A 26,655-nucleotide genomic window follows, 5' to 3' on the forward strand; every position below is an offset into this window, starting at 1 on the left:
ATAAAAATTCACAGCAAAGGGTGGTTGTTTGGCGGTGTCACGCGGTTTGATGTTCATGCGCTGGCAGGGTACCCGCATGGGTGCCTCAGTTGCATTGTGTTCATGGCTGTTGGCGGCCTGCGGACCAGCCCCCAATAACCCCTATGTGGAAAGCAAGGCCGACCAGGCCACACCCACCCTGTACACCGCATTCACGGCTCGTCCCAAACACCTGGACCCAGCGCAGTCCTACACCTCCGATGAAGCCGAGTTCACGTATCAAACCTATGAGCCGCTGTTTCAGTACCATTATCTGAAACGCCCCTACACCCTGGAACCCCTGACCGCCGTGGACATGCCACAGCCGGTGTATCTGGATGCGCAAGGTCGCCCCTTGCCGCAGGATGCGCCCGCCGACCGGGTCGCGACCAGTGTCTACACCATCGCGATCAAACCCGGTATTCGTTTTCAGCCACATCCATCCTTGGCCAAAAGCGCTGAAGGCAAGCCCTTGTACCTGGCGTTGGGCGATGCCGCCGCCCGCTACCGCTCACCCAGCCAATTTGAACAGCAAGGCACGCGCGAACTCACCGCCAGCGACTACGTGTACGAAATCAAGCGCCTGGCCAGCCCGCGCATTGTGTCGCCCATTCTGGGGCACATGGGTGAGTACATTGAGGGTTTGGGTGAATTGGCCGCAACCTTGAAAAAACAGGATGAGGCACTGAAGGCCGACATCCAGAAAAAAACCGGCAGTACCTTTGCGCCGTCGACAGACCAACTGCCATGGCTTGATTTGCGGCCATTCGATTTGCCTGGCGCACAGGCGCTGGACGACCACACCCTGCAATTGCGTGTGAAAGGCAAATACCCCCAGTTTTTGTATTGGCTGGCCATGCCGTTTTTTGCGCCCATTCCTTGGGAGGCCGATGCGTTTTACAGCCAGCCCGGTTTGGTGAAAAACAACCTGACACTGGACTGGTGGCCCGTGGGCACCGGGCCTTACATGCTCACGGAAAACGACCCCAATGCCCGCATGGTGCTCACCCGCAATCCAAACTTCCGGGGTGAACCGTATCCATCCGAGGGCGAGCCCGGCGATGCTGAAGCCGGTTTGTTGAAAGACGCTGGCAAAACCATGCCGTTCATTGATCGCGTGGTGTTCACCCGCGAAAAAGAGGCGATTCCTTACTGGAACAAATTCCTGCAGGGGTATTACGACACCTCAGGCATCAGCGCCGACACCTTCGACCAGGTGATTCGCGCCAGTGCAGACGGCGCATCGCAACTCACGCCCGAGATGCTGGACAAAAAAATCCGGCTAGAGAGCTCGGTGGCCACCAGCATTTACTACCTCGGTTTTAACTGGTTCGACCCGGTGGTGGGCCCGGGCAAAACCACCGCTGATGCTGAACGGGCCCGCTTGTTGCGCCAAGCCATTGCCATCGCTGTTGATTGGGAAGAGTTTTCGCAAATTTTCACCAACGGCCGCGCCATGCCCGCCCATGGCCCCTTGCCCCCGGGCATTTTTGGTTACCAACCTGGCCCGGAAGGTTTCAACACACAGGTGTACGACGTGGTGGATGGCAAGCCGGTGCGAAAGCCGGTTGAACAAGCCATGGCCTTGTTGGAAAAAGCCGGGTACAAAAACGGCATCGACCCCCGCACCGGTAAGCCGCTCACGCTGGCGCTGGACACCACCGGCGGCGGCCCGGGTGACAAGGCGCGGTTTGACTGGTATCGAAAGCAATTTGCCAAGCTCAACATCGAGCTGGAAATTCGCGCAACAGACTGGAACCGTTTTCAGGAAAAAATCCGCAAGGGCAATGCGCAATTGTTTTTCCTGGGTTGGAATGCAGACTACCCCGACCCTGAAAACTTCATGTTCCTGCTGTATGGCCCCAACAGCCGCGCCAAAACTGCGGGTGAAAATGCGTCGAATTATTCGAGTGCCCAGTACGACGCGTTGTTTGAGCGCATGAAGACCATGCCCAATACAGAAGAACGGGCACGTTTGATTGCCGAAATGACCCAACTGGTGCAAACCGACGTGCCGTGGTTGTTTGCGTTTGTGCCCAAACAATTCGGCTTGATCCACCATTGGATTGGCAATGTAAAACCCAACGACATGGCCCGCAATGATTTGAAATACAAAACCATCGATGTCGCTGCACGGGCGGCAGCTCGCAAGGCTTGGAACACGCCACAGTGGTGGCCCATTCCAATCATGTTGCTGGCGGCTTTGGTTTTTGCATGGCCTGCTTGGGCAGCCTGGAAGCGGCGTGAGCGGCAGGTGGGTGTGCGTCGTGACTTGGCGCACCTGGCGCCCAAAGGGGAGGGCGAGCAATGAGCAACTATTTGGTTCGCCGTGTGTTGTACGGGTTGCTGGTGTTGCTGGGCGTTAACCTCATCACCTTTGTGCTGTTTTTCAAAGTGAACTCCCCCGACGACATGGCTCGCATGGCACTCGGTGGGAAACGCGTGACGGAGCAGGCGATTGAACAATGGAAACGCGAGAAAGGATATGACTTGCCGTTGTTGATCAACACCGGTGTTCAAGGTGTTGAGCAAGTGACCAACACCATCTTTTTTCAGAAGTCCATGCCGATGTTTGTGGGCGAGTTTGGCAGTGCGGATGACGGCCGCAACATCGCCGATGAGATTGTGCGCAGGGCAGGGCCCAGCCTGGCGTTGGCTGTGCCGGTGTTTGTGTTGGGTCTGTTGGTGAACATTGTGTTGGCTTTGTTGCTGACCTTCTTCAGGGGCACTTATCTGGACTTGACCGGTGTGGTGCTGTGTGTGCTGGCCATGTCCATTTCGGGGCTGTTCTACATCATCGGTGGGCAATTTCTGTTTTCAAAAACCCTGGCGCTGGTGCCCATCTCGGGCTATGCCCCGGGCGAGCAAGCCTGGCGATTTCTCATACTTCCGGTATTCATCGGCGTACTGGGTGGCGTGGGCGCAGGCACCCGCTGGTACCGCACCATTTTTTTGGAAGAGATCAACAAAGACTATGTGCGTACAGCAAGGTCCAAAGGACTGTCCGAGGTGCAGGTGTTGGGTCGCCATGTGTTGCGCAACGGTTTGATTCCCATCCTCACTGGTTCCGTGTCGGTCATCCCGTTGCTGTTCATGGGTTCGCTGATTTCTGAATCCTTCTTCGGCATTCCCGGTTTGGGCAGTTACACCATTGAAGCCATTCAGTCGCAAGATTTTGGCGTGGTTCGCGCCATGGTCTTCATCGGTTCAGCCTTGTACCTCGTCGGCCTGATTTTGACTGACATTGCCTACACCATTGCCGACCCTCGGGTCCGGCTGTCCTGAGGTGCCACGCATGACGCCTGTTTTGTTGTTGACCGATGCGTTGATCTGGCTCCTGGTGCTGCTGGTGCTGGCTTATGCCCGTTCGGTTTGGCGCAACCCCTTGTCTCGTGCATCGTGGTCACTGGTGTTTGAGTCCAGCATTGCCACGGCCAGCGCCGTGGTGCTTCTGGTGGCGGTGGGTATTGCCTTGCTGGACAGTGTGCATTTTCGGGTCACCGCCGAACAGCAAACCAAGTATGGTGTGCCGATTGTGTCGGCGCTGGACCTGTCGGTGGGGCCACTGGCCTATCAACGCGAAAAATCCTATTCAGCCCCCTTGGCCACGCATGGTTTGTCAAAGGAAACCTTGCAAGTGGACGGCAAACCAGTGCGCGACTACCCCCGATTAAAATTTGGCGGCGCACACTTGAAGCACGTGAGTGATCAAGCCCAAGACTTGGCCTTGCGTGCCTACGCCGGTGTGCTGAAGGGGGGATTGTTTTGGCTGGTGTTGTTGGTTGCCCTGTGGACCATCCGGCGTGCTGCCACGGGCGGTGCTGCATCGGTGTCGGTGTTTACCGGTAGCGTGGCCTACAAAACCTTGGTGTGGACCTTGCTCCTGGTGTGTGTAGGGGGTTGTGTGATCAGCCAATGGGCGCAGGTTTACCATGTGCTGGGCACCGACAAGGTGGGTGTGGATGTGCTGTACAGCGCACTGAAAAGCCTGCGCACAGCCATGCTGATTGGCTTGCTCACCACTTTGCTCACATTGCCGGTGGGTGTAGCCCTGGGTTTGGCGGCCGGTTACTTCGGTGGTTGGGTGGATGACATCATCCAATACGTGTACACCACCCTGAACTCCATACCATCGGTGTTGCTGATTGCGGCCACGGTGCTCATGCTGCAAGTGGCACTGGATGCCAATCCCGATGCATTTGCTTCTGCCATTGAAAAAGCCGATTTGCGGCTGTTTTTCCTGTGTGCCATTTTGGGCCTGACCAGCTGGACAGGCCTTGCGCGGCTGTTGCGCGGCGAGGTGCTCAAACTGCGCGACCAGGACTATGTGCTGGCCGCAAAGGCCAGTGGTGTGTCGCATGTGGGTGTGCTGTTTCGCCATTTGTTGCCCAACCTCATGCACCTCATCCTCATCACCATGGTCATGGATTTTTCTGGTTTGGTGCTGGCCGAGGCGGTGTTGTCCTATGTGGGGGTCGGTGTGGACCCCAGCATGTATTCCTACGGCACCATGATCAATGCAGCAAGGCTGGAGTTGAGCCGCGAGCCCATGGTGTGGTGGGCACTGGCAGCAGCATTCGTCTTCATGCTCTTATTGGTGTTGTCGGCCAACCTCTTTGCCGATGCGGTTCGGGATGCATTCGATCCCCGTGCCCGCCAGCTCAAACAATCCTTGATTCGGGTGTAAGCATGGGTCTTTTGAATGTTCAAGGCATCAGCACCTGTTTGGCCAGTGAAGGTGGTTGGGTGCATGCCATTGATGCGCTCAGTTTGAGCATCGAGGCCGGGCAAACCTTTGCATTGGTGGGTGAGTCGGGTTGTGGTAAGTCCATGACCGCGCTCAGCATTGCGCGCCTGTTGCCCGATGCTGGTGCCGTGGTGGCTGGCCGCATCGACTTGGCCGGCCCCAATGAGACCGACGACCTGTTGCAACTGCCTGAGGCCGCCATGCGGCGCGTGCGCGGCAAGCGAATTGCCATGATTTTCCAAGAGCCAGGTACCAGCCTGAACCCCGTCATGACCATCGGTCAGCAAATGACCGAGGCCCTGCAACTGCACACTGGCGTGAGTGTTGGCGAGGCTTTGAAACTGGCCGAGGACTGGTTGGCACGCGTGGGTATTCCCGAGCCCAAAGCCCGCTTGTCGCAATACCCGTTTGAGCTGTCGGGTGGGCAAAAGCAACGGGTCATGATTGCCATGGCCCTGTGTGTAAAGCCCGATGTCTTGATTGCCGATGAGCCCACCACAGCGCTGGATGTGGCCATTCAGGCTCAAGTGTTGAGCCTGCTCAAGCAATTGCAGGTTGAGCAGGGCATGGCCATGCTGTTGATCACCCATGACCTGGGCATTGTCAAACAGATGGCAGACACGGTGGGGTTGATGTACGCCGGTCAGTTGATTGAAGTGGCACCTGCGGCCGAGTTTTTTGCGAAGCCCCAACACCCTTACGCCCACGCGTTGATTCAGTCCTTGCCCAGCCAGGCGCAGCGCGGAAAGGCGCTTTATGCGCTGGAAGGCCGGGTGCCCAGTTTGATCCAACCGCCCAAGGCTTGTCGCTTTGCAGACCGTTGTGCCCATGCTGTGGAAGAGTGTCGAAGCCAACCGCCGGGCTGGCATGCAGCAAGCAACACCCACCAGGTGCGGTGTGCTCGCAGTGGCCAAATTACCCCGCTGTCATGGCCAGTGGCCACCGTCAACAGCGCGGCAGCCCCACAGTCCGGCCCCTCAGCGGTGTTGCAAACCGTGTCGTTGGGCGTTGCATACCCACAGCGGGCGGGCTTGCTTCGCAAACGGTTCAAGCCCGTTTTAAGCCACCTGGACATTGCCTTGCATGCGGGCCGAACCGTGGCCTTGGTGGGCGAGTCAGGCTCCGGAAAAACCACAGCAGCGCGAGCGGTGTTGGGCCTGCTGGCACCCGGCACCCGCCTGGATGGCGACGTGCTGCTCGACGGAAAGCCGCTGCGCTTGTGGCCTCAGTCGGGCCCGCAAGGTTGGCGCGCACGGGTACAGTTTGTATTTCAGGACCCATTCGCCTCGCTGAACCCACGGCACCGTGTGGCCGAGATTCTGGAAGAGCCTTTGATGAACCTGCGGCCCGACTTGTCAGCGCAAGACCGGGCTTTTCGCCTGGCCTCTGCCATGACGCAAGTGGGTTTGCCCGAAGAAGCCTTAAAGCGTTTTCCGCATGAATTTTCCGGTGGGCAGCGCCAGCGCATTGCGATAGCCCGGGCTTTGGTGTGCGAACCGCAAGTGCTGGTGTGTGATGAGCCCACCTCTGCACTGGATGTGTCGGTGCAGGCTCAAATCCTGAATTTGCTCAAGCAACTGCAGGCGCGTACTGGCGTGGCCATTTTGTTCATCACCCACAACCTGGGTGTGGTGCAGTACTTTGCCGACGAGGTGGTGGTGTTGAAGGCTGGGGCAGTGGTTGAGCGTGGTGCTGCGGAGCAATTGTTTGCAAACCCCAAACACCCCTACACCCGGGAGCTGATTGCGGCTTCGCCGGCCTTTTAAACCGGCGTTAAGGCATTCAATGGTGGCGACGCTTGCTGCTGGGTGCTTCGGCGGCCGGAATGCGAATGGATGCACCCGGTTTTAATACGCTGCGTTTGGATAGCTTGTTGGCCTTCAACAGATCGTCCACAGAAACCCGAAACTGGGCGGCCAACTCGACCAGTGTGTCACCCCTGCGAATTTGATAATTTCTGCCCCCGGCCGATGGGCTGGTGGGTTTGTTGGCAGTTGTTGTCTGTCGACCGGCAGGCGATGGCAACTGGCGCGGTGCGCGGTAGGTCTCCAGTGTTTCCTTCACTTTGTCTTCGTGATACACCGGTACCAGCAAAGTGTCCGTTTGGGCAGCATACAACACCGGCTGGTTCAGACCCGTGTTCAGCTTCTGGATGGAATCCAGATCAATTTGCGCAAGCCGCGCAATTTCACGAAGGTCCAGGTTGCCCGGCTTTTTGATTTCCGTGAAATAGGGGGTGTTGGGCACATCGGGCAGAACCACATTGAAGCGCTCTGGGTTCAGGATGAGATTTTTGAGTGCCTGAAGTTTGGGCAGGTACTGACGGGTTTCAATGGGCACGTCCAAGTTGTTCCAGGCAGGTTCCTGGCCATTGTCGCGGGCGCGTTTAACCGCCTTCAACACGGCCCCTTCACCCCAGTTGTATGACATCAGTGCCAGATGCCAGTCACCGTGCATGTCATACAGGTAGGTGAGGTAATCCAATGCGGCGCGGGTGGAAGCAATCAGGTCACGGCGTTCATCCACATACCGGTTTTGCTTTAAGTCAAACTGCCGCCCGGTGCTGGGAATAAACTGCCACAGGCCTTCAGCCGCCGAGGGTGAACGGGCATTGGGGTTGAACTGGCTTTCAATGAACGGGATCAAGGCCAGTTCGGTGGGCAGCCCGCGTTTTTCACATTCGCGGGCGATGAAATACAGGTAGGGCTTTGAACGCACCAGCATGCTGTTAACCATGCGGGTACTGCGCTGCAATACGGCCTCGCGGTCACGCACCTCAGCATTATCAATGTCGGGAATGGTGAAGCCGCGTTTCAATTCTGTCCACACATCATCTGCAGGTACGCTCAAATCCACCGTCACGGGTGCCGGTGGCGGGTTCAGTTTCAACTGAATGCTGGGCAGGGCGTTGACAGAGCTGAGGTTGGGCGACACCAGCCCGAACATTTGTCCATCGGTGTTGCTGCTGTTCAAGCTGACTTCATCACGCGGGGGGGCTGAAAATGCCGCATTGGCCCAACCCAAACCGAGAACAGCCATCCCGACCGACAGCACGAGCGCATTCCAGCCAGCCCGCGCAGGTTTTTGCGCATCGGCAGGCATGGCAAAGCTTCGCATTTTGAACAATATCGAGTTCAAACAGGTCATCCTGTGGATGGTACAGCCGTGGAAGAAAACGAATCCTATGAGGATATTGGGGTGGGGTCAATCCGCAGGAAACGGGTTCACTGCGGGTGTATCACCACACACCAAGGCAAGGTTTGCAATCAATGCAAACCGCCTCTAAAAACACCAAAATTCTCAAAACTGATCTTTTTTCAGTCGCAAGTCTTTGAGTTCAAGTGCATTTTTCGAGCGAATAAACAGATTGGTTTGCCGCTCGATTTTCAATGTTGTCGGTATTGTACTCAAACTTGCTGTCCGTATTCTTTGTACCTCCCGCATCCGGTTTTGGATGTCGGTATTGTCGGGTTCAATACTCAAGGCAAATTTCAAATTGGACTCGGTGTACTCGTGGGCACAAAAAACCAGGGTTTGCTCTGGCATTTCATTGATTTTCTGAAGGGAGGTGAACATGTCCTCTGCCGAGCCCTCAAACAATCGGCCACAGCCGCCGCTGAACAGTGTGTCGCCGCAAAACAGCCAGGGGGTCGGCAAAACCTCACCAGCCGCAGTCCGATCAATCACATAAGCCAAGTGGTCACTGGTGTGACCGGGCACATCCAGCACGCGAATGGTCAGCCCTTGCCAGTTAAATATGTCGCCACCGCGCACCGGCTGGTTGACCGAAGAAATGCGCCCACTGTGGCTGCCATGCACGGGTACCGCGGACTCGCAATTGGTCAGTACCGTCTCAACACCGCCAATGTGATCCGGGTGGTGATGCGTGAGTAAAATGCCAGTACACTGCCTGTGGTGGGTCCGCTGCCAGGCCAGCACTTCCGTTGCGCTGCCCGGGTCAACCAGCAAACACTGTTGACTTGGGCCATGCTCAACAACCCAGAGGTAATTGTCCTGAAATGCGGGAATGCCGTGCACCGCCCAATCTGACGCCTGAGACGCTTTGAATGATTCCATCTGAACCCCTGCAACCACTTGAAGACCAACGGCTGACCATGGTAGCACTGGACCAATGGCTGTCCAGCCCAGCGGGCCAGTACTTTGTTCGCAAGGAACAGGCATGGATCGACTCGGTGGTGCCCGATCTGTTCGGCCTTCACGCAGTGCAATTGGGCACCCGTCAGGTCGATGGGTTGCGAGAAAACCGCATTCCCCACAAAGCCTATGTGCAGGACCTGCTGTTGTTGCCACAGCCCGACCACTCCACCGACGCTGTCGATGGCCGCATTGCCATGTTGTCGCCCGATTGCTATGCCAACTACGAGGACTTGCCGTTTGACAGCCAGTCGCTGGACTTGCTGGTGTTGCCCCACGTGTTGGAGTTCTCTACAGACCCCCATCAACTGCTGCGGGAGGTTGAGCGAGTCCTGATGCCGGAGGGACGTGTGCTGATCACCGGTTTTAATCCCCTGTCGCTGTGGGGCTTGCGTCACTGGGCGTTCAAGCGGTGGTCCACCGTGTGGCCTACGGGTTGTCAGCCCATTCACCTCAGCCGGTTGAAGGACTGGCTGAAACTGTTGTCGCTGGAGCCGGAGTTTGGTCGCTTCGGTTGTTACCGGTTCCCGTCGTTCACAGAAGCTGGGCTTGCACGCATGGGCTTCATGGAACACGCGGGCGACCGTTGGTGGCCCGTTTGCGGCGGCGTTTATCTCATCTGTGCCGTCAAGCGGGTGCGGGGCATGCGTCTCATCGGGCCTGCTTTCAAAGACAAGGCACTGTCTGTCAAGCAACTCAAACCAGTGGCCAACAAAGTCTCTACAATGGGCGCCCCATTGAACCAACAGCAGGATCTGTCTTGAGCGATGTGAAAATTTCCTCGGTCGTGATGTACGCCGATGGTGCTTGCAAGGGCAACCCAGGCCCCGGTGGGTGGGGTGTTTGGCTGAAGTCGGGCAGCCATGCCAAGGAGTTGTGTGGGGGGGAGTTGAACACCACCAACAACAGGATGGAACTGACCGCGGTCATTCAGGGTTTGAATGCGTTGAAAAAGCGCTGCAGCGTGGATGTGTACACCGATTCCCAATACGTCCGGAAAGGGGTGCTCGAATGGATGCCCAACTGGAAAATGAATGGCTGGAAGACGGCCGACAAAAAGCCGGTGAAAAATGCAGACCTGTGGCAGATTTTGGACGATGCCAGTGCGCGTCACCTGGTGCGCTGGCATTGGGTGAAGGGCCATGCGGGCGACCCCGGCAACGAAAAGGCCGATGCCCTGGCCAACCAGGGCGTTGAAGTGGCCCTGCGCGACGCAAGAACAACAGAATAAGACAGGAGATCACCATGCGTTATGTGGTATTGGACACGGAAACCACCGGCCTGGAAGTGCGTCAAGGGCATCGAATCATTGAAATTGGCTGCATTGAGGTTGCGGGCCGCCAAGTGACCAACCGGCACTTTCATGAATATGTGAATCCGCAGCGTGCCGTGGACGAAGGTGCGTTTCAGGTGCACGGTATTTCAGATGACATGCTGGCTGACAAGCCCACTTTTTCTGCCGTGGCTGAACGCTTTCTGGATTTTGTTCGCGGCAGCACCTTGATTATTCACAATGCAGCATTTGACATCGGTTTTCTGGATGCCGAGCTGGAGCGCCTGAACTTGGGCAAAATGGCCGACCATGTTGAGGGTGTGATTGACTCCCTGATGATGGCCCGTGAAATGTTCCCCGGCAAGCGCAACAATCTGGATGCCTTGTGCGACCGATTGGGCGTCAACAACAGCCATCGCCAGTTTCACGGCGCTTTGCTGGACTCCCAAATTTTGGCTGAGGTTTACTTGGCCATGACCCGTGGCCAGGATAGCCTGGTGATCGATCTCTCCGCAGGTCAAGGCCATTCGGCCACCTCCAGCATTCAACTGGGCGACTTGCAGTTGCCAGAGCCCGAGCCCACGGCCGATGAATTGGCCTTGCACGCGCGTTACGTACAGGCACTGGACAAGGAAGTGAAAGGTGCCTGCATTTGGACCAGTCTGACGATGGCCCCCAGTGCGGCCAGCGACGCTGCATGAGCACACTGCCCAAGGCCTCTGCTGCCATAGAGCCATCGGTGGTGGAGGCCATGGCCAGCAAGCTGAAGTTGCCGTTGGATGAAGCAGCCCAAATTTGCCAGTTGGCCCACATTCGAACCCTGAACAAAGGCGATGTGCTGTTTCAGCAGGGCGATGCCAGCCATTCTTTTTTTATCATTGCCAGTGGTCAGTTGAAAGGCCAGCGCAAGCGGCCTGACGGTCAACTGGACTTGAGCCTGCTGTTTGCGCCGGGTGACATCATTGGCGAGTTGGGTTTTTTTGACCAGTCAACACGCACGCTGACCATTTCCGCCCGCCGAGATGCGGTGCTTCTGGAAATTGACCAGTCTGTGATTGAAGCGATCGGTCGAAGCAGTGTAGGCATTTACCAGCACCTCATCCGCATATTGGTGTCGCGTTTCAAGCGAGAACTGGGATACAGCCTGTCGGCCGGCGCTGAACAAACGCTGGTGTTTCAAAACCTGGTACGCCCCCAGGGCTTGGCCGAAACCGCCGAGACGCTGTTTCGGGCTGCAATCAGCCGTTCTTCATTGAAGCAGTCTGAATTGCAAGTGCGTTGGGTGGATGTGGATCAACAGCAGTCCATTCAGGCCTGCTTGCCCGATGAACCGGATGCAGTGGTATTGGCGGTGTGTGCCAGCACCCTGCAAAACCAGGCCTTGTGTGCGCGCCTTCAGGCCGATTTGCTGGCCTTGGACGAATTGACCCCCGTGTGGATTTTGCTGGTGCACGAGGCCGCCTGGGTGGAACCCAATGTCGCCGCCAAGCTGCGGTCGGTGTGTGGTCCACACAGCCGCGTGCTGCATTTGCGGCAAGGGCAAGCGCAGGACTACCGGCGTGCCGCGCGAGTGGTATTGGGCATGGCCACCGGTTTGGTGCTGGGTGGCGGTGGCGCGCGTGGTTTTGCCCATGCCGGTTTGTTCAAGGCGCTGGAAGAGGCGGGCATTGAATTCGACTGGATTGGTGGCACCTCCATGGGTGCGCTGGTGGGTGGGCTGATTGCGCAAGGTCAGGGGGCCGACTGGGTGATCGAGCAGCTCGCCATTCATTTCAAAAAAGGCCTGCCTTTCAAATTCACCGATTACTGGATTCCACGCCATGGCTTCATCAAGTCCCGAGCCGCCGACCAGGTGTATTTCAAAGCGTTTGCCTACAGCATGATCGAAGACTTGCCACTGCCGTATTACGCCGTGGCTTGCAATTTAAGTTTGGGTACGCCTCAGGTGTTTGACAGTGGCTTGCAATGGAAGGCGGTGCGGGCCAGCACCTCCATTCCGGTGGTGTTTGAGCCCCATGTTCATCAACAAGACATTCTGGTGGACGGTGCCATGCTCAACAACCTGCCGGTGGATGTGATGCGGGCCCAGGGCGTACGCCGGGTGATTGCCGTGGATGTGGGCATGGAAGAAGACATTTCGGCCCATTTGGCGCCAGGGCAGGCCGTTGCTTTGCCTGGGTTGGTGAAGTCCATGATGCGGGTCATTGAATTGGGTGGGCTGGAAAAGGCACGACAAGCCCGCAACCTGTGTGATCTTGTCATTCAACCAGCGATACAGTCCATTGGCCTGATGGAATTTGAACGACGCGGAGAAATCATCCAGTTGGGCTATGAAGCGGGTAAACTTGCAATTGAAGATATACTACGCCGTATAGAAGAATCACTATAAAACCATCGCCAGCCAGAGGTGCTATGCGAAAACACTCCACCGTCGAGGTGTTGGGGTGCAGCGGCAGTATCGGAATCCCCGGAGAAGGCACCACCTGTTTCTTGATCGATGACGACATACTCATCGATGCTGGGACCGGTTTGTGCAACATCGATTTCCAGCGACTGGAAAAAATCAACCATGTGTTCATTACCCATGCGCACCTGGACCACATTTGCGGTTTGCCATTTCTGGTCGATTCCGTTGGTGTTGGGCGTAGCGTTCCGCTGAAGGTTTACGCCATCGCTGAAACCATCCACGCGCTTCGACAACACATTTTCAACGAGTCCATTTGGCCTGATTTCACCCGAATTCCCGAACCCGATCACCCGGTGATGGAGTATGTGGTGATTGAACCTGAAACAGACATTGTTCTGGACGACCGCACCATTCACACCGTCATGGTTGAACACACTGTACCGGCTGTTGGGGTTTTTTTGACAACCCCCACCGGGCGTTGGTGCTTTTCGGGGGATACCCATCGCACAGACCGGTTATACGACTTGATCAACACGGGTCGTCCAGTGGACTATCTGTTTATTGAATCCGCTTTTCCCGACGAAGAACAATGGCTGGCAGATCTTGCCAAGCATCTCTGTCCTGCTTTGCTGTTTGCTGAACTCCAGAAGGTTCATGTGCCGTGCGAAGTGTGGATCAGTCACCTCAAGCCCCGAGAGTACGACCGGATTCAACAGCAGTTGCAGAAGTACCCAGGCGCCCAGCCATTGAAGCAGTTGGCGGCAGGGCAGGTATTCCATATTTAATATATTCCGCCATGACCAAAACCCCCACCATGAAGTGTTGCACCACCGCCTGGGCAACCCTGATGATTCTCGCACCCGTTTTGTCTTGGGCTCAGGACTCCACGCCCGTCGTTTCGCCAGACGCGGCTGCTCCCAAAGCGGTGTCTGAATCGGCAGGCTCAGACGACGAGCCTGTATTCACCATTGCAGGTTTTGATGTGCAAGGGCCTGAACTGGTGCCCAGAAGCCAGGTGATGGCGGTGTTGGCCGGTTTTTCGGGGCGCCCCATCACATTTTCCGAGTTGCGGACAGCCACGGCTGCTGTGGAGCGTGTGCACGCGCTGGCGGGTTTTGAAGTGGTACGTGTGCTGATTCCTGAACAGGATGTGGAACCCGGCCAGCGCCTGAAGTTGCAGATCGTGGATGCCCGTTTGGACGTGGTGAATGTTTCCGGCAACGACTACTTGCCTTCTGAACGCGTGGCAGCCAGTCTGCCTGTGCTGAAAAAGGGGGCATTGATCAACACGGTCGACATGGACAAAAACCTCCGACTGGTCAATGACAACCCTTCACGCATTGTGCGGGTTGAACTGGAGCCCAGTGACAAACCGGGTTTGGTGGATGCCAAGGTGAAAGTGAGCGATCAAGCCCCTTTGGCCGCCTACCTGAGTCTGGACAATTCAGGAACCAATGCCACTGGCGATTTTCGCTTGGGTGTATCCCTGCAGCACAACAATTTTTTGAACCGTGACCACATGGCCTCACTGCAATACGTGACTTCACCCGGGCATTGGTCCGATGTGGAAGTGTATGGCCTGAATTACAAAATTCCTTTTTACGAATGGAATTCCATGCTGGAAATGGCCTACAGCGATTCCAACGTGAATGCAGGCAGTTTGAGTCTGGGTGCCAGTTCCATTTCCGTACAGGGCGCAGGCACCAGTTATGCGGTGCGTTGGAGCTATTTGATGGATCGATTGGCGGGTTTTGACCAGCGCATCACGTTTTCACAGGAATTAAAACAGTTTGTGAGCCAAGTGCAGCTCAACGGTTCGGGGTCCAGTCTGGTTCCCAATCTGGAAAGTCGTCCAACCGGCGTGACCTACAGCCTGACGGAGGCCTTGGACACCCGCACCCGCAGTGCGCAATGGGCGTATTTCAAAAACTACGTGACGGGCGGTGACAATTCAACGGCCCAGTACAGTCAGGCCAACAGCGCTGCACGGGCTGACTTTGACCTGTTTCGAATGAACTTGGCCTGGTCCGATCAATGGTCGGGCAACTGGCGCTTTACGGCACAGGTGGATGGGCAGTATTCCGGCAATGCGCTGATTTCCGGTGAGCAGTTTGGTGCTGGTGGCATGTATTCCGTTCGCGGCTTCGAGGAACGGGTGTTGTCGGGTGATTCCGGCCTTCGTGAGTCGCTGGAATTGCAAGGTCCCAACCTGGCCAAAGAATGGGGTTCTGTCTTTGAGCGCTTCATGCCAGTGGTATTTGCCGAAGCAGCGCAGGTCCGCCTGCACAATGCGTCGGCAGGCTCACCCAGTGAGCCTCATTTGATGTCCTATGGTGTCGGTGCCCGCTTTGCATTTGCGCCCCGCCAACAGTTCCGTGTCGACTTGGCCCGCGTTGTCTCTGGTGTTCCTGTTCAACCGCATGGAGACGTCATGTTGCATGTCTCTTTCGCCACTGCTCTTTAAGGAGGCCCTGATGCGCGCCTTGAACCAAACCTTTCGTCGCACAGCCCTCTCGGTGGCTGTTGCCGCTGCGGTCACCAGCACTGCATGGGCCAACCCCAGCGGGTTGTCCGTTGTTGCAGGCCAGGCCACACTGCAAAACTTGGGTGCACTTACGCAAATCACCAACACGCCTGGTGCCATTTTGAATTGGCAGCAGTTCAGTATTGGTGCTGGTGAAACCACCCAGTTCTTGCAGCAGAACGCAGCCAGCCAGGTTTTTAACCGTGTAACAGGTGGCGATGTATCTCAAATTCTAGGGACCCTCAAGAGCAATGGGCAGGTGTTCCTCATCAACCCGGCTGGTATTTTTTTCGGTCAAGGTGCACAGGTGGACACAGCTGGCTTTTTGGCCAGTACGCTGGCTGCCAGCAATGCCGATCTGTTGAACGGTCATTTGAAGTTTGCTGCAGAAGGCAGCGCGGGCAGCATTACCAACCAGGGCAGCTTGTCAGCCACGCAAGGCGGGTCGATTGTTCTGATTGCACCCAATATCGAAAACTCTGGTTTGATTCGCGCCGATGGCCAAGTGCTGTTGACAGCGGGCCACAGTGTCACCGTGGTGGATTTAATGCACCCCACCGTGGGCTTGAGCATCACTGCCGAAGCGGGTTCGCAAGCGGTGAACCTGGGTCAGATTATTGGTGAACGCGCGTCGGTTTTTGGTGCCTTGGTGCGCAACACTGGTGTGGTAGAGGCCACGGGCGCGTCAGTTGCTCAGGGTGGGGTGATTCAGTTCAAGGCATTGGGGGGCGCTGCGCAGGTTGGTGGCGTGCTCACTGCCAATTCAGCCACAGGTCAGGGCGGCACCATTGAAGTAACCGGGCAATCCGTTCAGGTGGATTCGACTGCCCGTATCCATGCAGACGGTGCCACGGGGGGTGGCGTGGTGCACCTGGGGGGTGCCTGGCGAGGTGACCAGTCCGTGTTGCCCTCCGCGCAAAACACCACCATCGCCGCGGGTGCCTTGGTCACGGCCAATGCCACTTCTCAAGGCAATGGCGGTGAAGTGGTTGCCTGGTCAACTGGTCACACGGATGTGCAAGGGCGATTGCAGGCCCGGGGTGGGGTAGACGGCGGAAACGGGGGGCGTGTTGAAACCTCGGGACAGAAAACGCTGGCTGTGGGTACCGCAGCCGACACGTCTGCACCCAAAGGCCATGGCGGCACCTGGCTGCTGGACCCCCAAAACCTGCATGTGGTGGCCACACCCACCACCAGCACCACCACCGAATCGTATGTCACGACCGCCACCGTGAACAATGGTTTGCAATACAACGGCACCGTCATTCTCGAGGCCACGGGGGGGATCGATTCCACAACCCAGCAAACGGTGGCGGGTAATTTGAGTGTTGATGCGCCGATTCAACTGTCTGCCACCGGGGCCAGTGGTGGGTCAGGGCCTTACATCGCCACACCGGTTCCCACACTGGTTTTGAAGGCCGATGGCGTGATTGACATCAACGCCGGTATATCGATCGCCCCCAATCAAACCGACTTTACGGGCATCAATCTGGGTCTGTCCTTCGATGTGGACCGACCGGTTTATGTTCGTGCCCCTTTGAATTTGGGGGATGGTGGCCTGTATTTGGTGCCATTTGATGACCCTGCCTTGGGTGCTCTAAGCAGTCCGGGTGGCACTGGTGTTTCTGCCACCGGAGTCAACTTTCTCGCGGGTTCGGGTTCATTGAACACACCCTCGGAACTCAGCTTCGTAGAGGTATTGAACACGTTCTCGGACATTGGAATTCCCGACCCTCAAACTCAAAATCCACCGTTGCCCAGTGTATTCACCGACCCCAGCAAGTCGGCGCAGGTGAATGTGAATGGCGCACACGTCCGCGTGGGGGAGGTGTATCCAGACTACTCCGTTCAGTCGAATTTTGGCCAGCCCATCCCCATGGATTTGCGGGTTGACAATGGCTCGTTGACGGTGGGTACCGCATTTGGTGTTCGCAAAACCACGGTGGGCTCGGGTGGTGTATTCAGCAACGATCCATCACTGCTGCGTGAGTCCATCACAGGTTTGTCGATGGAGCAGCTCGACATCGATGGGGGTATTGCAAACCTTCGTTCGACCAATTCCATTCAAACCGTGCATGTCAACAACGGCACGCTGAATGTCAGCCGTTTTTCGACAGGTCCTGATGTCCTGTCAGGGCAGGATTTGAGCGTTGGCGCCCAAGGTGTATTGAACAGCGACGGGGCGACTGTCTTTTTCAACAACGCCGTGATTGATGGCACCGTCAACGTGAACAGCGATGTGAGCAATGCTGCATATGGGTCGCTGCTCTCGCAGAACCTGCAACTCAACGGTAGTCTCAATATCAATGAAAGCTCCGCAGTTGTCCAGAACATGTTCATGGGTGCGGCGTCTGTGCTGACCCTGAATGGGCCGTCTGTACTCAGCTTGGGAACCAACCTGTCTGTCAGTTACTCAGGTGTTCCAGAGGCGGGGCATTCCAGTTCAGATGGCAGCTTTACGGCACTCAGCGGCTCAAAAATCGTGATGAACGGTTTAACAACGCCGTCCATGCCTTTCAACGGTTCTACAGATCAGGTCAGCGTCCCAACGCATGGGGCCATCATTTCTCTGGACGGGTTGGACGGTCAATTGAATGCACCAGTCACCATTCAGGTTCAGGGTTTTGAAAACGCCATTGAAACCTCTGGAAGCAATTACTACTCGGTCACCACGACGGATCCCCAAACGCAGATGCCGACCACCAATTCGGTCAGCACACCGATCACGGCCATGTCGATCCAACAAGCCAACATACAGGTCAATGGCGGTGCATTGGAACGAACGCTGTTTATAGGTCAGCGGCCGGTGTACACCTCCACATCGCCCTCCTCGGTGGGTGGACAATCCACACCCGATCCAACCGTCAATCTGTCACTGCAGGGTGTACTCAACATCAATTCAGGTGGTGTGAATCTTCGAGGCCAACAGATTGACACCACTGCGGGAACCATCACCGTCAACGGTCCAAGTTCAGGCTTGTCCTTCAACGGCGGTTTTCGCAGTGCGGATTTGAATGCAATCACACGCAGCAATGGCGGTTTGTTGGCTGTGGCGGGTGATTGGGACAATTCGGCGGTCACTGCGCAAAATGCAGCAAGCAGCTCGCCCTTGGCCAAAGGGGACATCATTGTGTTTGATGACCTGACCATTCAGGGGGGTTTCCTGTCCTCCGGCAATGGCACCGGCACATTGAATGTAGAGCCGGACCGTTTGCTGGAGCTTCGCGACACCACCGTTGCAGCCAATATCAACTTGGGTGTTGGTTCAGCCTTGTTGCTGGGTAATCAGGACAAGACTGGCGCGGCAGTGCCTCCACCTGTTTTTGCGGGCAGCACAGTAACCCTGGCCGGCAACGACGCCATCATTGTGGAGGCTGATGCCAACGGTGTGGCCAACCTCAGCGGTGACGCGACTTTCACATCGGCCAACCAGGGCAACGCTTTATTGGCTGGGCGCAAGTTGTACGATGCCTCTCAGGCAGGGAACATTCCAGACGCCATGACCCTGAATGTGGGCCCTGGTATCCGGCTGCAGGTCACCGGCAACAACCCGACCAATACCCCAGCCATCAACTATTACTACCAGCAGAATGGTGTTCAGACGCCGCCTGAGCGCCCTGTCTTCACCGTGGGGCGTTTACCGCTGGAACTGGTTGCACAATTCGAATACGAGTCATTCAATTCGAGCACCGGAACGCCAGTGGGCACTGTGTTGGGCACATTTGCGAATCCATCCTTTGTCGTGGATGGAACCCCAGACCCCTTGTTTTTATCAAGCGTACCGAATTTCTACTGCAGCACCACCAACCTCTGCGTGAAATTTGATGTTGACCAAACCGGTGCTTTTGCCGGCTCGGTGATGAGCTCACTCAATCCCACGGCCCCCAGTTTGTCAACCAGCGGCGTGGCTTTCGCCTCCCAGATTGATCTTTCTCAAATCCAGTTTGCCGCTGTCAATGACACCGACATTGTGTTCATGACTGGCATCAACGACCTGCGTGCCAGCGACTTGACCTCGGGCAAAAGGCTGGTGGCTGGCATGGGCTCGACAGTGCGTTTTGGCAGCAACCTCGCCAACGAAGTGTTGGGCAATGCCATCGACAACAATGGAACGGTTGATTTCGCGGGCAATTACACCTTGTCGGGTCCCATCACCGGCAACGGGACGATCTCAAATACGGGCGTTCTGACACTCAGCAATAACCAGGGAGGGACGCTCAGCAACAACCTGCTGAACAATGGCACCCTCAACAACACTGGAAACTATGTGTTCAATGGGTCCATTGGCGGGGTGGGCAGTTTTGTCAATTCGGGCCAGTTCACATTCACATTGCCGGGCACGGTGGGCAACACCATCAACAACACGGGTGGGCTTATCCTGCAAGGCAGTGCGGGTCAAAGCTACAACCTGCAGGGTGGTTTTGCCAATGCGGGCCAATTCATGTCCAATGGCGCGCAGTTGAATTTTGGTCCGACTGGGTTTCAACAATCGGCAGGGACCGCCTTTTTTGCACCCGGCACTGTGACCACTGGTAATCTGGTGTTCAACGGCGGTGCATTCCGTGGCTTTGGTAGCTTCACCGGCGATGTCAGCCTGAACAACACGCGGTTTGCACCCGGCGCATCGCCAGGTGCGGTCACCGTCAATGGCAATTTGACCCTGAACAGCAGCAGCATCACCGACATTGAAGTGCGTGCCGCAGGCCAACCCGGTGTCGACTATGATGTGATTTTGGTCAACGGCACTGCAGCATTGGATGGCCAATTGAACCTGATCGACATCTCCAATGGTGGAGGGGGTGGGTCGCTCACCAGTGGTTCCACTTACACTTTCCTGCAGGCCAATGCCATCACTGGTCAGTTTGCTTCCGTGTCGCCAGTCAATACCGGTTTGTTGTACACCTTTGCTGCGCCAGTGTTGGGCATGAGCAGCAATGGTGCTTTCTTGAGCACGTCGCTGGTGGACACGCCGACCAACGCCATCGGTTCTGGTTCAACTGGCAGTGTCACCACATCGCCGATCAGCCAGAATTTGAATCAGGCCTTCCTGCCACCGCCCACCAATTCAACACTCAGCAGCAGTGGGAATCCACCCCCACCGCCACCTCCGCCTCCAGGGTCCACCAGCCCCAGCAGCGGGGAGCCAACGCCCCAAGAGCAGCAGCAGGCCTCCGATCTGGCCAGCCAGAATACAGGCCCTGTGCCTGTGTCGCAGCAAAACCCTGATTTGTTGTTGCGCAGCGGCCCCAGTGACCCCAAACGTCCAGCGGCGGTGTGCAAATGAGGGCGATTCACATGACATCTTTTCGTCCGTTGATCACTGCATCGGTGGCCACGATTGTGGGCATCAGCAGCATGTTTGCTGCGTTACCGGTTCAAGCTCAATCCATGAGCCCTGCCGCGCCGGCCAGCGTAGTCCCCCAGGGGCAGTCTGTTGGCACCATCAAGGTGGTCACCGGCTTGGTCAATTTGCAGAGTGCAGCGGGCAAGTCCCGTTTCGCGGCCGCAGGCAGCGCCTTGTACAAGGGTGATGTCATCAACACCCAGGCCAAAAGTACAGCCGTGCTGGAGTTTATCGACAGCACGCAGGTGGCCTTGCGGCCAGGGTCCCGGTTTGTGGTTGAAAACTACGAATATCAACCCGAGCAGCCGATTGCAGACAAAGCGGAATTCAAACTGGTGAAGGGGGGCTTGCGAACCCTGACCGGCTTGATTGGCAAGCGCGGCAATGCCGATGCGTTTTCCATGAAAAGTGAAACGGCCACCATTGGTATTCGAGGCACAGACTTCACTGCGCGCATTTGCAAAGGCGATGAATGCAATCGACTGGCCTCAGCCGAGTCCGACAAAGCCACCAGCACGAATGCGTCCATGGCCGATGTGGCTGGCCGGGTGTCGCAACTCACCGGCGAACTCACCGCAATTGACAGCAAAGGCAAAAGTCGCGCTGTACAGAAGGGCAGCGCAGTGTTTGCTGGCGATGAAGTCCGCGTCTCGGATGGCGGTTTTGCCGTGTTGGTCATGGCCGATTCAAGTCGCCTGACCTTGCCGGGTGGTAGCAATCTGCAGGTTGCAGCGTACCGCTATGCACCCGCGTCGCCAGACACGTCGGTGGCCTCTTTCAAACTGCTCAAAGGAGCAGTGCGGGCGGTGACGGGCGCCATTGGCAAAGCAGAACCCAAGAACGTCAAGTTTTTCACCGAAACAGCCACAGTGGGCATACGCGGCACGGCGTTTGACATGAGCTGTACCGCAGCCGACTCCGGGGGCGGTGTTGTGCTGGTTCAGTGTTCCTCAGGTGCCCAGTTCACACTGGAAATGCGCGATGGTTCAGTTCAATTGACCTCCTCCAATGGGTCGAACCAGATTGTGGGTACAGGGCAGTCTGCCTTGTTGTTGCCTGGCAATTTGAACATTCAGTTGCAAAATGGGGTGCCCAACCTGCTCAATCGCGTGCCCAACACAGGGCCGTTGCCTGAGCAAACGCCATCGAATTTTGAAACCCTATCAGCAACGCCCATCCACCAAATCAACCGACCCGACGGCACGCCCCAGGCTGGCGAGTCTGCACAGTTGTTTGTGGCGGTGAATGACGGCACCATCATCATCACCAACGGTCAACAGCCACCGCTGATGGTCAACCGTGGGGAGGGTGCTTTTGTACAAACCTTCACCAATTTACCGCCCCAGCTGCTGGTGGCACCACCGGACGTCATTGTTCGTGACAACACACTGTCATCGCCGCCATTTTCAGCACCCAAGTGTGCGCCATGATGGGTAAGCATTGGCAACGTTGGCTGGGCAAAGGGTTCCGCATTCTGGTGGGGTTTTCGTTCACCGGGATTGCGGTGTTGAACGTGTTGGGATACGCGCACTCCGAAATCGTTCAACGGCTGGACCATTTGATTTATGACGTGCGTTTGCGCACCACCGCTGCCCAGGTTGAAATCGATCCACGAATCATCATCGTCGACATTGATGAAAACAGCCTGAGCCAAGTGGGGCGCTGGCCGTGGTCGCGAGACATCCTCAGCAAACTGGTGATTGAGTTGACAGACCACTTGCAAGCTGCGGTGGTGGGCTTTGACGTGGTGTTTGCCGAGCCCCAGTCCAGCGATGCTCAGCAGGCTTTGAGCGAGGCTGCTCAGCTCAATCCCGCTTTAAAACCTGCACTGGAGCAACTTCAACCCTCACTGGCCCAAGCGTTTGACCGCGACGCCCAATTTGCGCAAACCATTGCAACGCGGCCCGTCGTGTTGGGCTACTACCTCAACCAAAATGCACAGGCCACCTACGGCGCGCTTCCCCCCGTGTTGTTCAAGCGCAGCCAGTTGGGCAACCTGACCTTGGACAGTACGCAGTGGCAGGGCTACGGTGGCAATATTCCCGTGTTGCAAAAAAAGGCCGGTGGCGGTTTTTTTAACCCCATGATTGATGAAGATGGCACTGTGCGTAGCATCCCGCTGGTGGCCCAGTATCAAGACGGTTATTACCAAAGCCTGGCACTGGCCACCTTGCGCCGTGCCATGGGCAACCCGCAGGTCATTCCCGTTTTTCCGGAAGATGTTCCAGATGACTACGGGGCCGTTGAAATGCTGGCGCTGCGTTCGGATCAGGTGAGTCTGGACATACCTGTGGAGCGCGGACTGATCAGTCGTGTGAATTTTCGGGGCAAGGGTGGTCCATCGGGCGGCGCCTATCGGTACGTGTCTGCTGCCGATGTGCTGGGTGGTTTACTCAAGCCCGAGGACTTTGAAGGCCGCATTGTGCTGGTGGGCACCACGGCGCCTGGCCTTCTGGATTTGCGCAGCACCCCAGTCAACCCAGCCTACCCGGGTGTGGAGGTGCATGCCAATGTGTTGTCCAGCATGTTGGACGGTGATTACAAACTCAAACCAGAGTTTTCTCAGGGCTTGGTGCTGGTGTCAGTGTTGGCCGTGGGGCTCACGCTCAGCCTCTTGATGCCCATCCTGAGCCCGGTGTGGTCCCTGGTGACGGCGTTGGTGGTGCTCTCAGGGGCCATTGCGGTTAACTTTGTGTTGTACTTCCAGGCCAGCCTGGTGTTGCCTGTCGCTGTGGTGTTGCTGTTGGTGTTGGCCATTTTCATGTTCGACGTGGCATATGGCTATTTGGCTGAAAGCCGCAGCAAACGCCAAATGGTGAACTTGTTTGGCGAGTATGTTGCGCCTGAACTGGTGACCGAGATGGCCGCAGACCCCAGCCGATATTCGATGGAGGGCGAGAGCCGTGAACTGACGGTGTTGTTCTCCGATGTGCGGGGTTTCACCACCATTTCCGAAAGTCTGGAGCCCAATGAGCTGCGCGAATACATCAATCAATATTTGACGACGATGTCTGAAGTCATTCGCGCGCATCGCGGCACCTTGGACAAGTACATCGGTGACGCCATCATGGCTTTTTGGGGTGCGCCGGTGCCCGACGCCGACCATGCTACCCTGGCCACCCAAGCTGCTGTGGCCATGCAACAGGAAGCGGTGAAGTTGAACGCCCAATTCAAGGCCCGCAACTGGCCCACTTTTTCGATTGGTGTGGGCGTGAACACGGGTGTGATGCGCGTGGGTGACATGGGCTCAAAAATTCGGCGCGCTTACACTGTGATGGGCGATGCAGTCAATTTGGGTTCACGGTTGGAAGGCATCACCAAAACCTATGGTGTGGGGGTGATTGTGGGACCACAAACCCAGCAGGCCGTGACCACTTGGGTGTTTCAGGAGCTGGATGCCGTTCGTGTGAAAGGCAAGCTTGAACCGGTGGCCATTTATGCACCTGTTGGCGTTCAATCAGCCATCGGTGCTGCCCAACAACAGCAGTTGAGCCAATGGCAGGCGGTGTTGGGTGCATTCCGTGCACAGCAATGGGACCACGCCGAGCAGGGGTTGCAACAACTGGTTGATGAGCAGGGCGACAGCACCCTGTACGCACTCTATCGGGATCGCATTCAGTACTTCAAATCAAACCCACCGGGCAGTGACTGGGATGGCGTGACCACTTTCGATACGAAGTGATCCGGCGCTCATTTCTTGAGCCATTCACGCCGTTTCACTGGGTTTGATCAAGAACTTCTCCGGTGAAATCCGCATGGCGGCGCCGGTTGGGCAGGCCCGCACGCAGGCCGGGCCGCCGCTGCTGCCGTGGCACATGTCGCATTTCACTGCTTTTTTCACCGCATTGGGGTCGTAATCACCCACCCGTTGACCAGGTTTATCACCCAAACCAAACAGCAGCCACGTCAGCAAGTTGCCTTTTTTGGGTGGTGCTTTCACTGCCATTTGAATCACGCCATAGGGGCAGTTTCGCTGGCAATTGCCGCAGCCAATGCACGAGTCATTGATCATGACCTCACCATGTTCATTTCGGCGAATGGCATCGGGTGGGCAGTCCTTCATGCAGTGTGGGTGCTCGCAATGCCGGCACGAGGTGGGAATGTGAATATTTTGGAAAGTGGGGCCTGCACTGCGGTCCAGACGCGAGGTGCCTTCATGGGTATCGGCACAGGCAGTTTCGCAGTTGTCGCACTGAATGCACAGGTTTTCATCGATGATGAGTGCATCGGTGGCTTCACCCAACCCCTCTTGCATCAAAAAGCGCACCAGGTCGCTGTCGCGGTAGGCTTGGTCCTCCCGAAAAATATTGCTGCGCACCCGTTTGCTGACTTGCAGTTGCAAGGCTGCGCGCCACTGTGGGTTTTCGTCCAGCACGGTGCGTACCGGGCCAGCGGGCAGCACCAGGGCTTCCGTCATGACTGCAGCGGTGACGGTGGCTGATCGCGGGTTGTTGTTCAGCATGGCCATTTCACCCACGTAGTTTCCGGCGGAAACATACGAGAGCACCATTTCCTTTCCAGCCATCACTTTGGAAATGGCCACCGAGCCACGTCGGATGAGGTACAGACCATCGGCTTCGTCGCCGTCTTTAAACAGCACTTCGCCTTTCGCATAGCGGCGGACATCAATGCCGCCGCTCAGCAGTTTTTCGACCGCAGCGGGCTCCAGGGATGGCGCCAGGTACATGCTGATGGCCCGGCGCACAAACACTTCATCAATGGTTTTGCGCACGCTGTCGACCGAGGCAATCAGCTTGAGCATGGCCTTGCGGGGTGTTTCCACCAGCACGCAACCGGCGCCTGCCCGAACGGTGGCGGTTCTGCGGCGGCCTGAAATCAACCCCATTTCGCCGAAGTACTGGCCCTGCCCCAGGTTGACGGTGAATGGCTTGCCTTGCTTGTCCACCAGTTCAATGTCCACCGACCCTTCCACGATGGAAAAGAAGGTGCTGGTGTAATCGTTTTTCTTGAACACCACCTGGCCTTTGGCCGGTTTTAACACGCTGGACTCCAGCATGAATTCCCGCAGTTGCAGGCGTGTCATGCCAGAGAACACCGGCACATTGTGGGCAATCAGGTCGAGCACTTCAGACACGCTGCGGTCGCCCAGGCTCTTGAATTTGTCGGCCAGCAGGGGTTCGTCAGCCGGCACCACGGGCAAGCCCAGGATGGTGTCCACCACTTCATGGCCCTGGTTCATGGCTTGCTTAATGAGTGGATAGCCACCCAGTGCGCCCACGATGAACAGCCCCGGTACGTTGGATTCGTAGGTTTCCGACAGGGCGGGGACTGCATTGGGGTCGCTGTTGGGAAACTGAACTCCGAAGCCTTCCACCAGTTGCCGAGGGGGTGTGGCACCCAGACGGGCAATAATGCGATGAATGTCCATGGTCCGTTCGCCATCCGGCCCCTTGTACACATAGCGCAGGCTGGGTGCGTTGTCGGCAGCACCCGCAATTTCCTCAATTCGAACCGTGCTGGTGTTGTACAAAATTTTCAGGTCTTCATTGCTGTCGGCGGCCAGAATCAAACTCAGGTTGCCTTCCTTGCAGCGGGCAAATTCTTCCCGGCGGTTGACCAAAAATACGGTGTTCTTGTTCATCAGGCCGAGTGCGTTTTCAATGGCGGCATCGCCCGCACCAATCACCACAATGGTTTCATTCTGAAATTCATCGGGGTCGTTCAACGTGTATTGCACATTGGGCAAGTCGTCACCGGCAGTGCCAATGGTGCGGATGTTGCCCTGCAAGCCAATGCCCAAAATCACCGTGCGGGCTGTGCATTGCGTGCCGTCTTCGCAGGCCAGCAGAAAGGGGCCGTCACCGCCATTCTGTTTTTGAATGGTCGACACCTTTTTTTTGTACTGGATGTGTATGCCCTGCTGGGCGAGTTGGGTATCCCAAGTGCCCAAAATGGCTTCACGTTTGCCCGCCTCGAAAGACATGCCACTGCGCAGCGGCAAAAAGCCGGGCTCGGCCATCACATGTTTGCCTTTCTGGTACTTGTAAATGGTGTCCGAAGCGTGGTTCTCGGCTTCCAGCAGTACATAGCTGCAGCCCAGTTCTTGGGCACGCGAGGCAGCCGACAACCCAGCGGGGCCTGAGCCCACAATCGCAATGTCGTAATCGGCTGCAACATTCGCAAACATGGGTTTGAGTGTTTGGGTGTTGTTCGATGTTGGGCGCAT

At 56.7% G+C, this 26,655-nt stretch carries 16 protein-coding genes; 13 read left to right on the forward strand and 3 right to left on the reverse strand.

The genetic code is table 11. The features are described from left to right. Positions 1 to 34 precede the first annotated feature (34 nt). Genes VGE55_RS06700 through VGE55_RS06715 form a run of 4 tightly spaced genes read left to right on the forward strand, consistent with a single transcriptional unit; the run spans position 35 to position 6,531 of the window. Positions 35 to 2,329, forward strand: a complete 2,295-nt coding sequence (locus VGE55_RS06700; protein WP_331131633.1) for an ABC transporter substrate-binding protein — start codon at positions 35 to 37, stop codon at positions 2,327 to 2,329. Next, positions 2,326 to 3,303: an ABC transporter permease gene (locus VGE55_RS06705; RefSeq protein WP_331130940.1), complete on the forward strand. Its 978-nt coding sequence runs from the start codon at positions 2,326 to 2,328 to the stop codon at positions 3,301 to 3,303. The genes VGE55_RS06700 and VGE55_RS06705 overlap by 4 nt, the downstream gene beginning before the upstream one ends. Positions 3,304 to 3,313: 10 nt before the next feature. Then, a complete protein-coding gene (locus VGE55_RS06710) occupies positions 3,314 to 4,705 on the forward strand; it encodes an ABC transporter permease (RefSeq protein ID WP_331130941.1) in 1,392 nt (463 codons plus the stop codon). A 2-nt stretch (positions 4,706 to 4,707) separates the two neighbouring features. Further along, positions 4,708 to 6,531 (forward strand): ABC transporter ATP-binding protein, encoded by a 1,824-nt coding sequence (locus tag VGE55_RS06715; RefSeq protein WP_331130942.1) that lies wholly within the window; start codon positions 4,708 to 4,710, stop codon positions 6,529 to 6,531. Between the two features lie 16 nt (positions 6,532 to 6,547). On the opposite strand, the gene VGE55_RS06720 is transcribed toward VGE55_RS06715, so the two are convergent. Further along, complete coding sequence (locus VGE55_RS06720) at positions 6,548 to 7,903, reverse strand: transglycosylase SLT domain-containing protein (protein ID WP_331130943.1); 1,356 nt, start codon at positions 7,901 to 7,903, stop codon at positions 6,548 to 6,550. 162 nt (positions 7,904 to 8,065) lie between these two features. Next, entirely contained in the window at positions 8,066 to 8,842 is a 777-nt protein-coding gene (gene gloB, locus VGE55_RS06725; protein WP_331130944.1) for a hydroxyacylglutathione hydrolase, read from the reverse strand. Between the two features lie 38 nt (positions 8,843 to 8,880). On the opposite strand from gloB, the gene VGE55_RS06730 reads away from it, so the two are divergent. Genes VGE55_RS06730 through VGE55_RS06770 form a run of 9 tightly spaced genes read left to right on the forward strand, consistent with a single transcriptional unit; the run spans position 8,881 to position 24,150 of the window. Beyond that, positions 8,881 to 9,684, forward strand: a complete 804-nt coding sequence (locus VGE55_RS06730; protein WP_414674997.1) for a class I SAM-dependent methyltransferase — start codon at positions 8,881 to 8,883, stop codon at positions 9,682 to 9,684. A gap of 26 nt (positions 9,685 to 9,710) precedes the next feature. After that, complete coding sequence (gene rnhA, locus VGE55_RS06735) at positions 9,711 to 10,151, forward strand: ribonuclease HI (RefSeq protein ID WP_331131634.1); 441 nt, start codon at positions 9,711 to 9,713, stop codon at positions 10,149 to 10,151. A gap of 14 nt (positions 10,152 to 10,165) precedes the next feature. After that, positions 10,166 to 10,894 (forward strand): DNA polymerase III subunit epsilon, encoded by a 729-nt coding sequence (dnaQ, locus tag VGE55_RS06740; protein WP_331130946.1) that lies wholly within the window; start codon positions 10,166 to 10,168, stop codon positions 10,892 to 10,894. Continuing rightward, positions 10,891 to 12,582, forward strand: a complete 1,692-nt coding sequence (locus VGE55_RS06745; protein ID WP_331130947.1) for a patatin-like phospholipase family protein — start codon at positions 10,891 to 10,893, stop codon at positions 12,580 to 12,582. Before dnaQ ends, VGE55_RS06745 begins: the two co-directional genes overlap by 4 nt. A 23-nt stretch (positions 12,583 to 12,605) precedes the next feature. Further along, complete coding sequence (locus VGE55_RS06750) at positions 12,606 to 13,385, forward strand: 3',5'-cyclic-nucleotide phosphodiesterase (protein ID WP_331130948.1); 780 nt, start codon at positions 12,606 to 12,608, stop codon at positions 13,383 to 13,385. A gap of 11 nt (positions 13,386 to 13,396) precedes the next feature. Continuing rightward, positions 13,397 to 15,064: a ShlB/FhaC/HecB family hemolysin secretion/activation protein gene (locus VGE55_RS06755; protein WP_331130949.1), complete on the forward strand. Its 1,668-nt coding sequence runs from the start codon at positions 13,397 to 13,399 to the stop codon at positions 15,062 to 15,064. Positions 15,065 to 15,074: 10 nt separating this feature from the next. After that, entirely contained in the window at positions 15,075 to 20,408 is a 5,334-nt protein-coding gene (locus VGE55_RS06760) for a filamentous hemagglutinin N-terminal domain-containing protein (protein WP_331130950.1), read from the forward strand. Positions 20,409 to 20,419: 11 nt separating this feature from the next. Beyond that, entirely contained in the window at positions 20,420 to 21,898 is a 1,479-nt protein-coding gene (locus VGE55_RS06765; RefSeq protein ID WP_331130951.1) for a FecR family protein, read from the forward strand. After that, positions 21,895 to 24,150 (forward strand): adenylate/guanylate cyclase domain-containing protein, encoded by a 2,256-nt coding sequence (locus tag VGE55_RS06770; RefSeq protein ID WP_331130952.1) that lies wholly within the window; start codon positions 21,895 to 21,897, stop codon positions 24,148 to 24,150. The genes VGE55_RS06765 and VGE55_RS06770 overlap by 4 nt, the downstream gene beginning before the upstream one ends. 24 nt (positions 24,151 to 24,174) lie before the next feature. Here VGE55_RS06770 and VGE55_RS06775 read toward each other — a convergent pair whose 3' ends face one another. After that, complete coding sequence (locus VGE55_RS06775; RefSeq protein ID WP_331130953.1) at positions 24,175 to 26,655, reverse strand: cyclic nucleotide-binding domain-containing protein; 2,481 nt, start codon at positions 26,653 to 26,655, stop codon at positions 24,175 to 24,177.

It is taken from the genome of Limnobacter sp. (genome assembly GCF_036405155.1).
Taxonomy (GTDB): Bacteria; Pseudomonadota; Gammaproteobacteria; order Burkholderiales; family Burkholderiaceae_B; genus Limnobacter.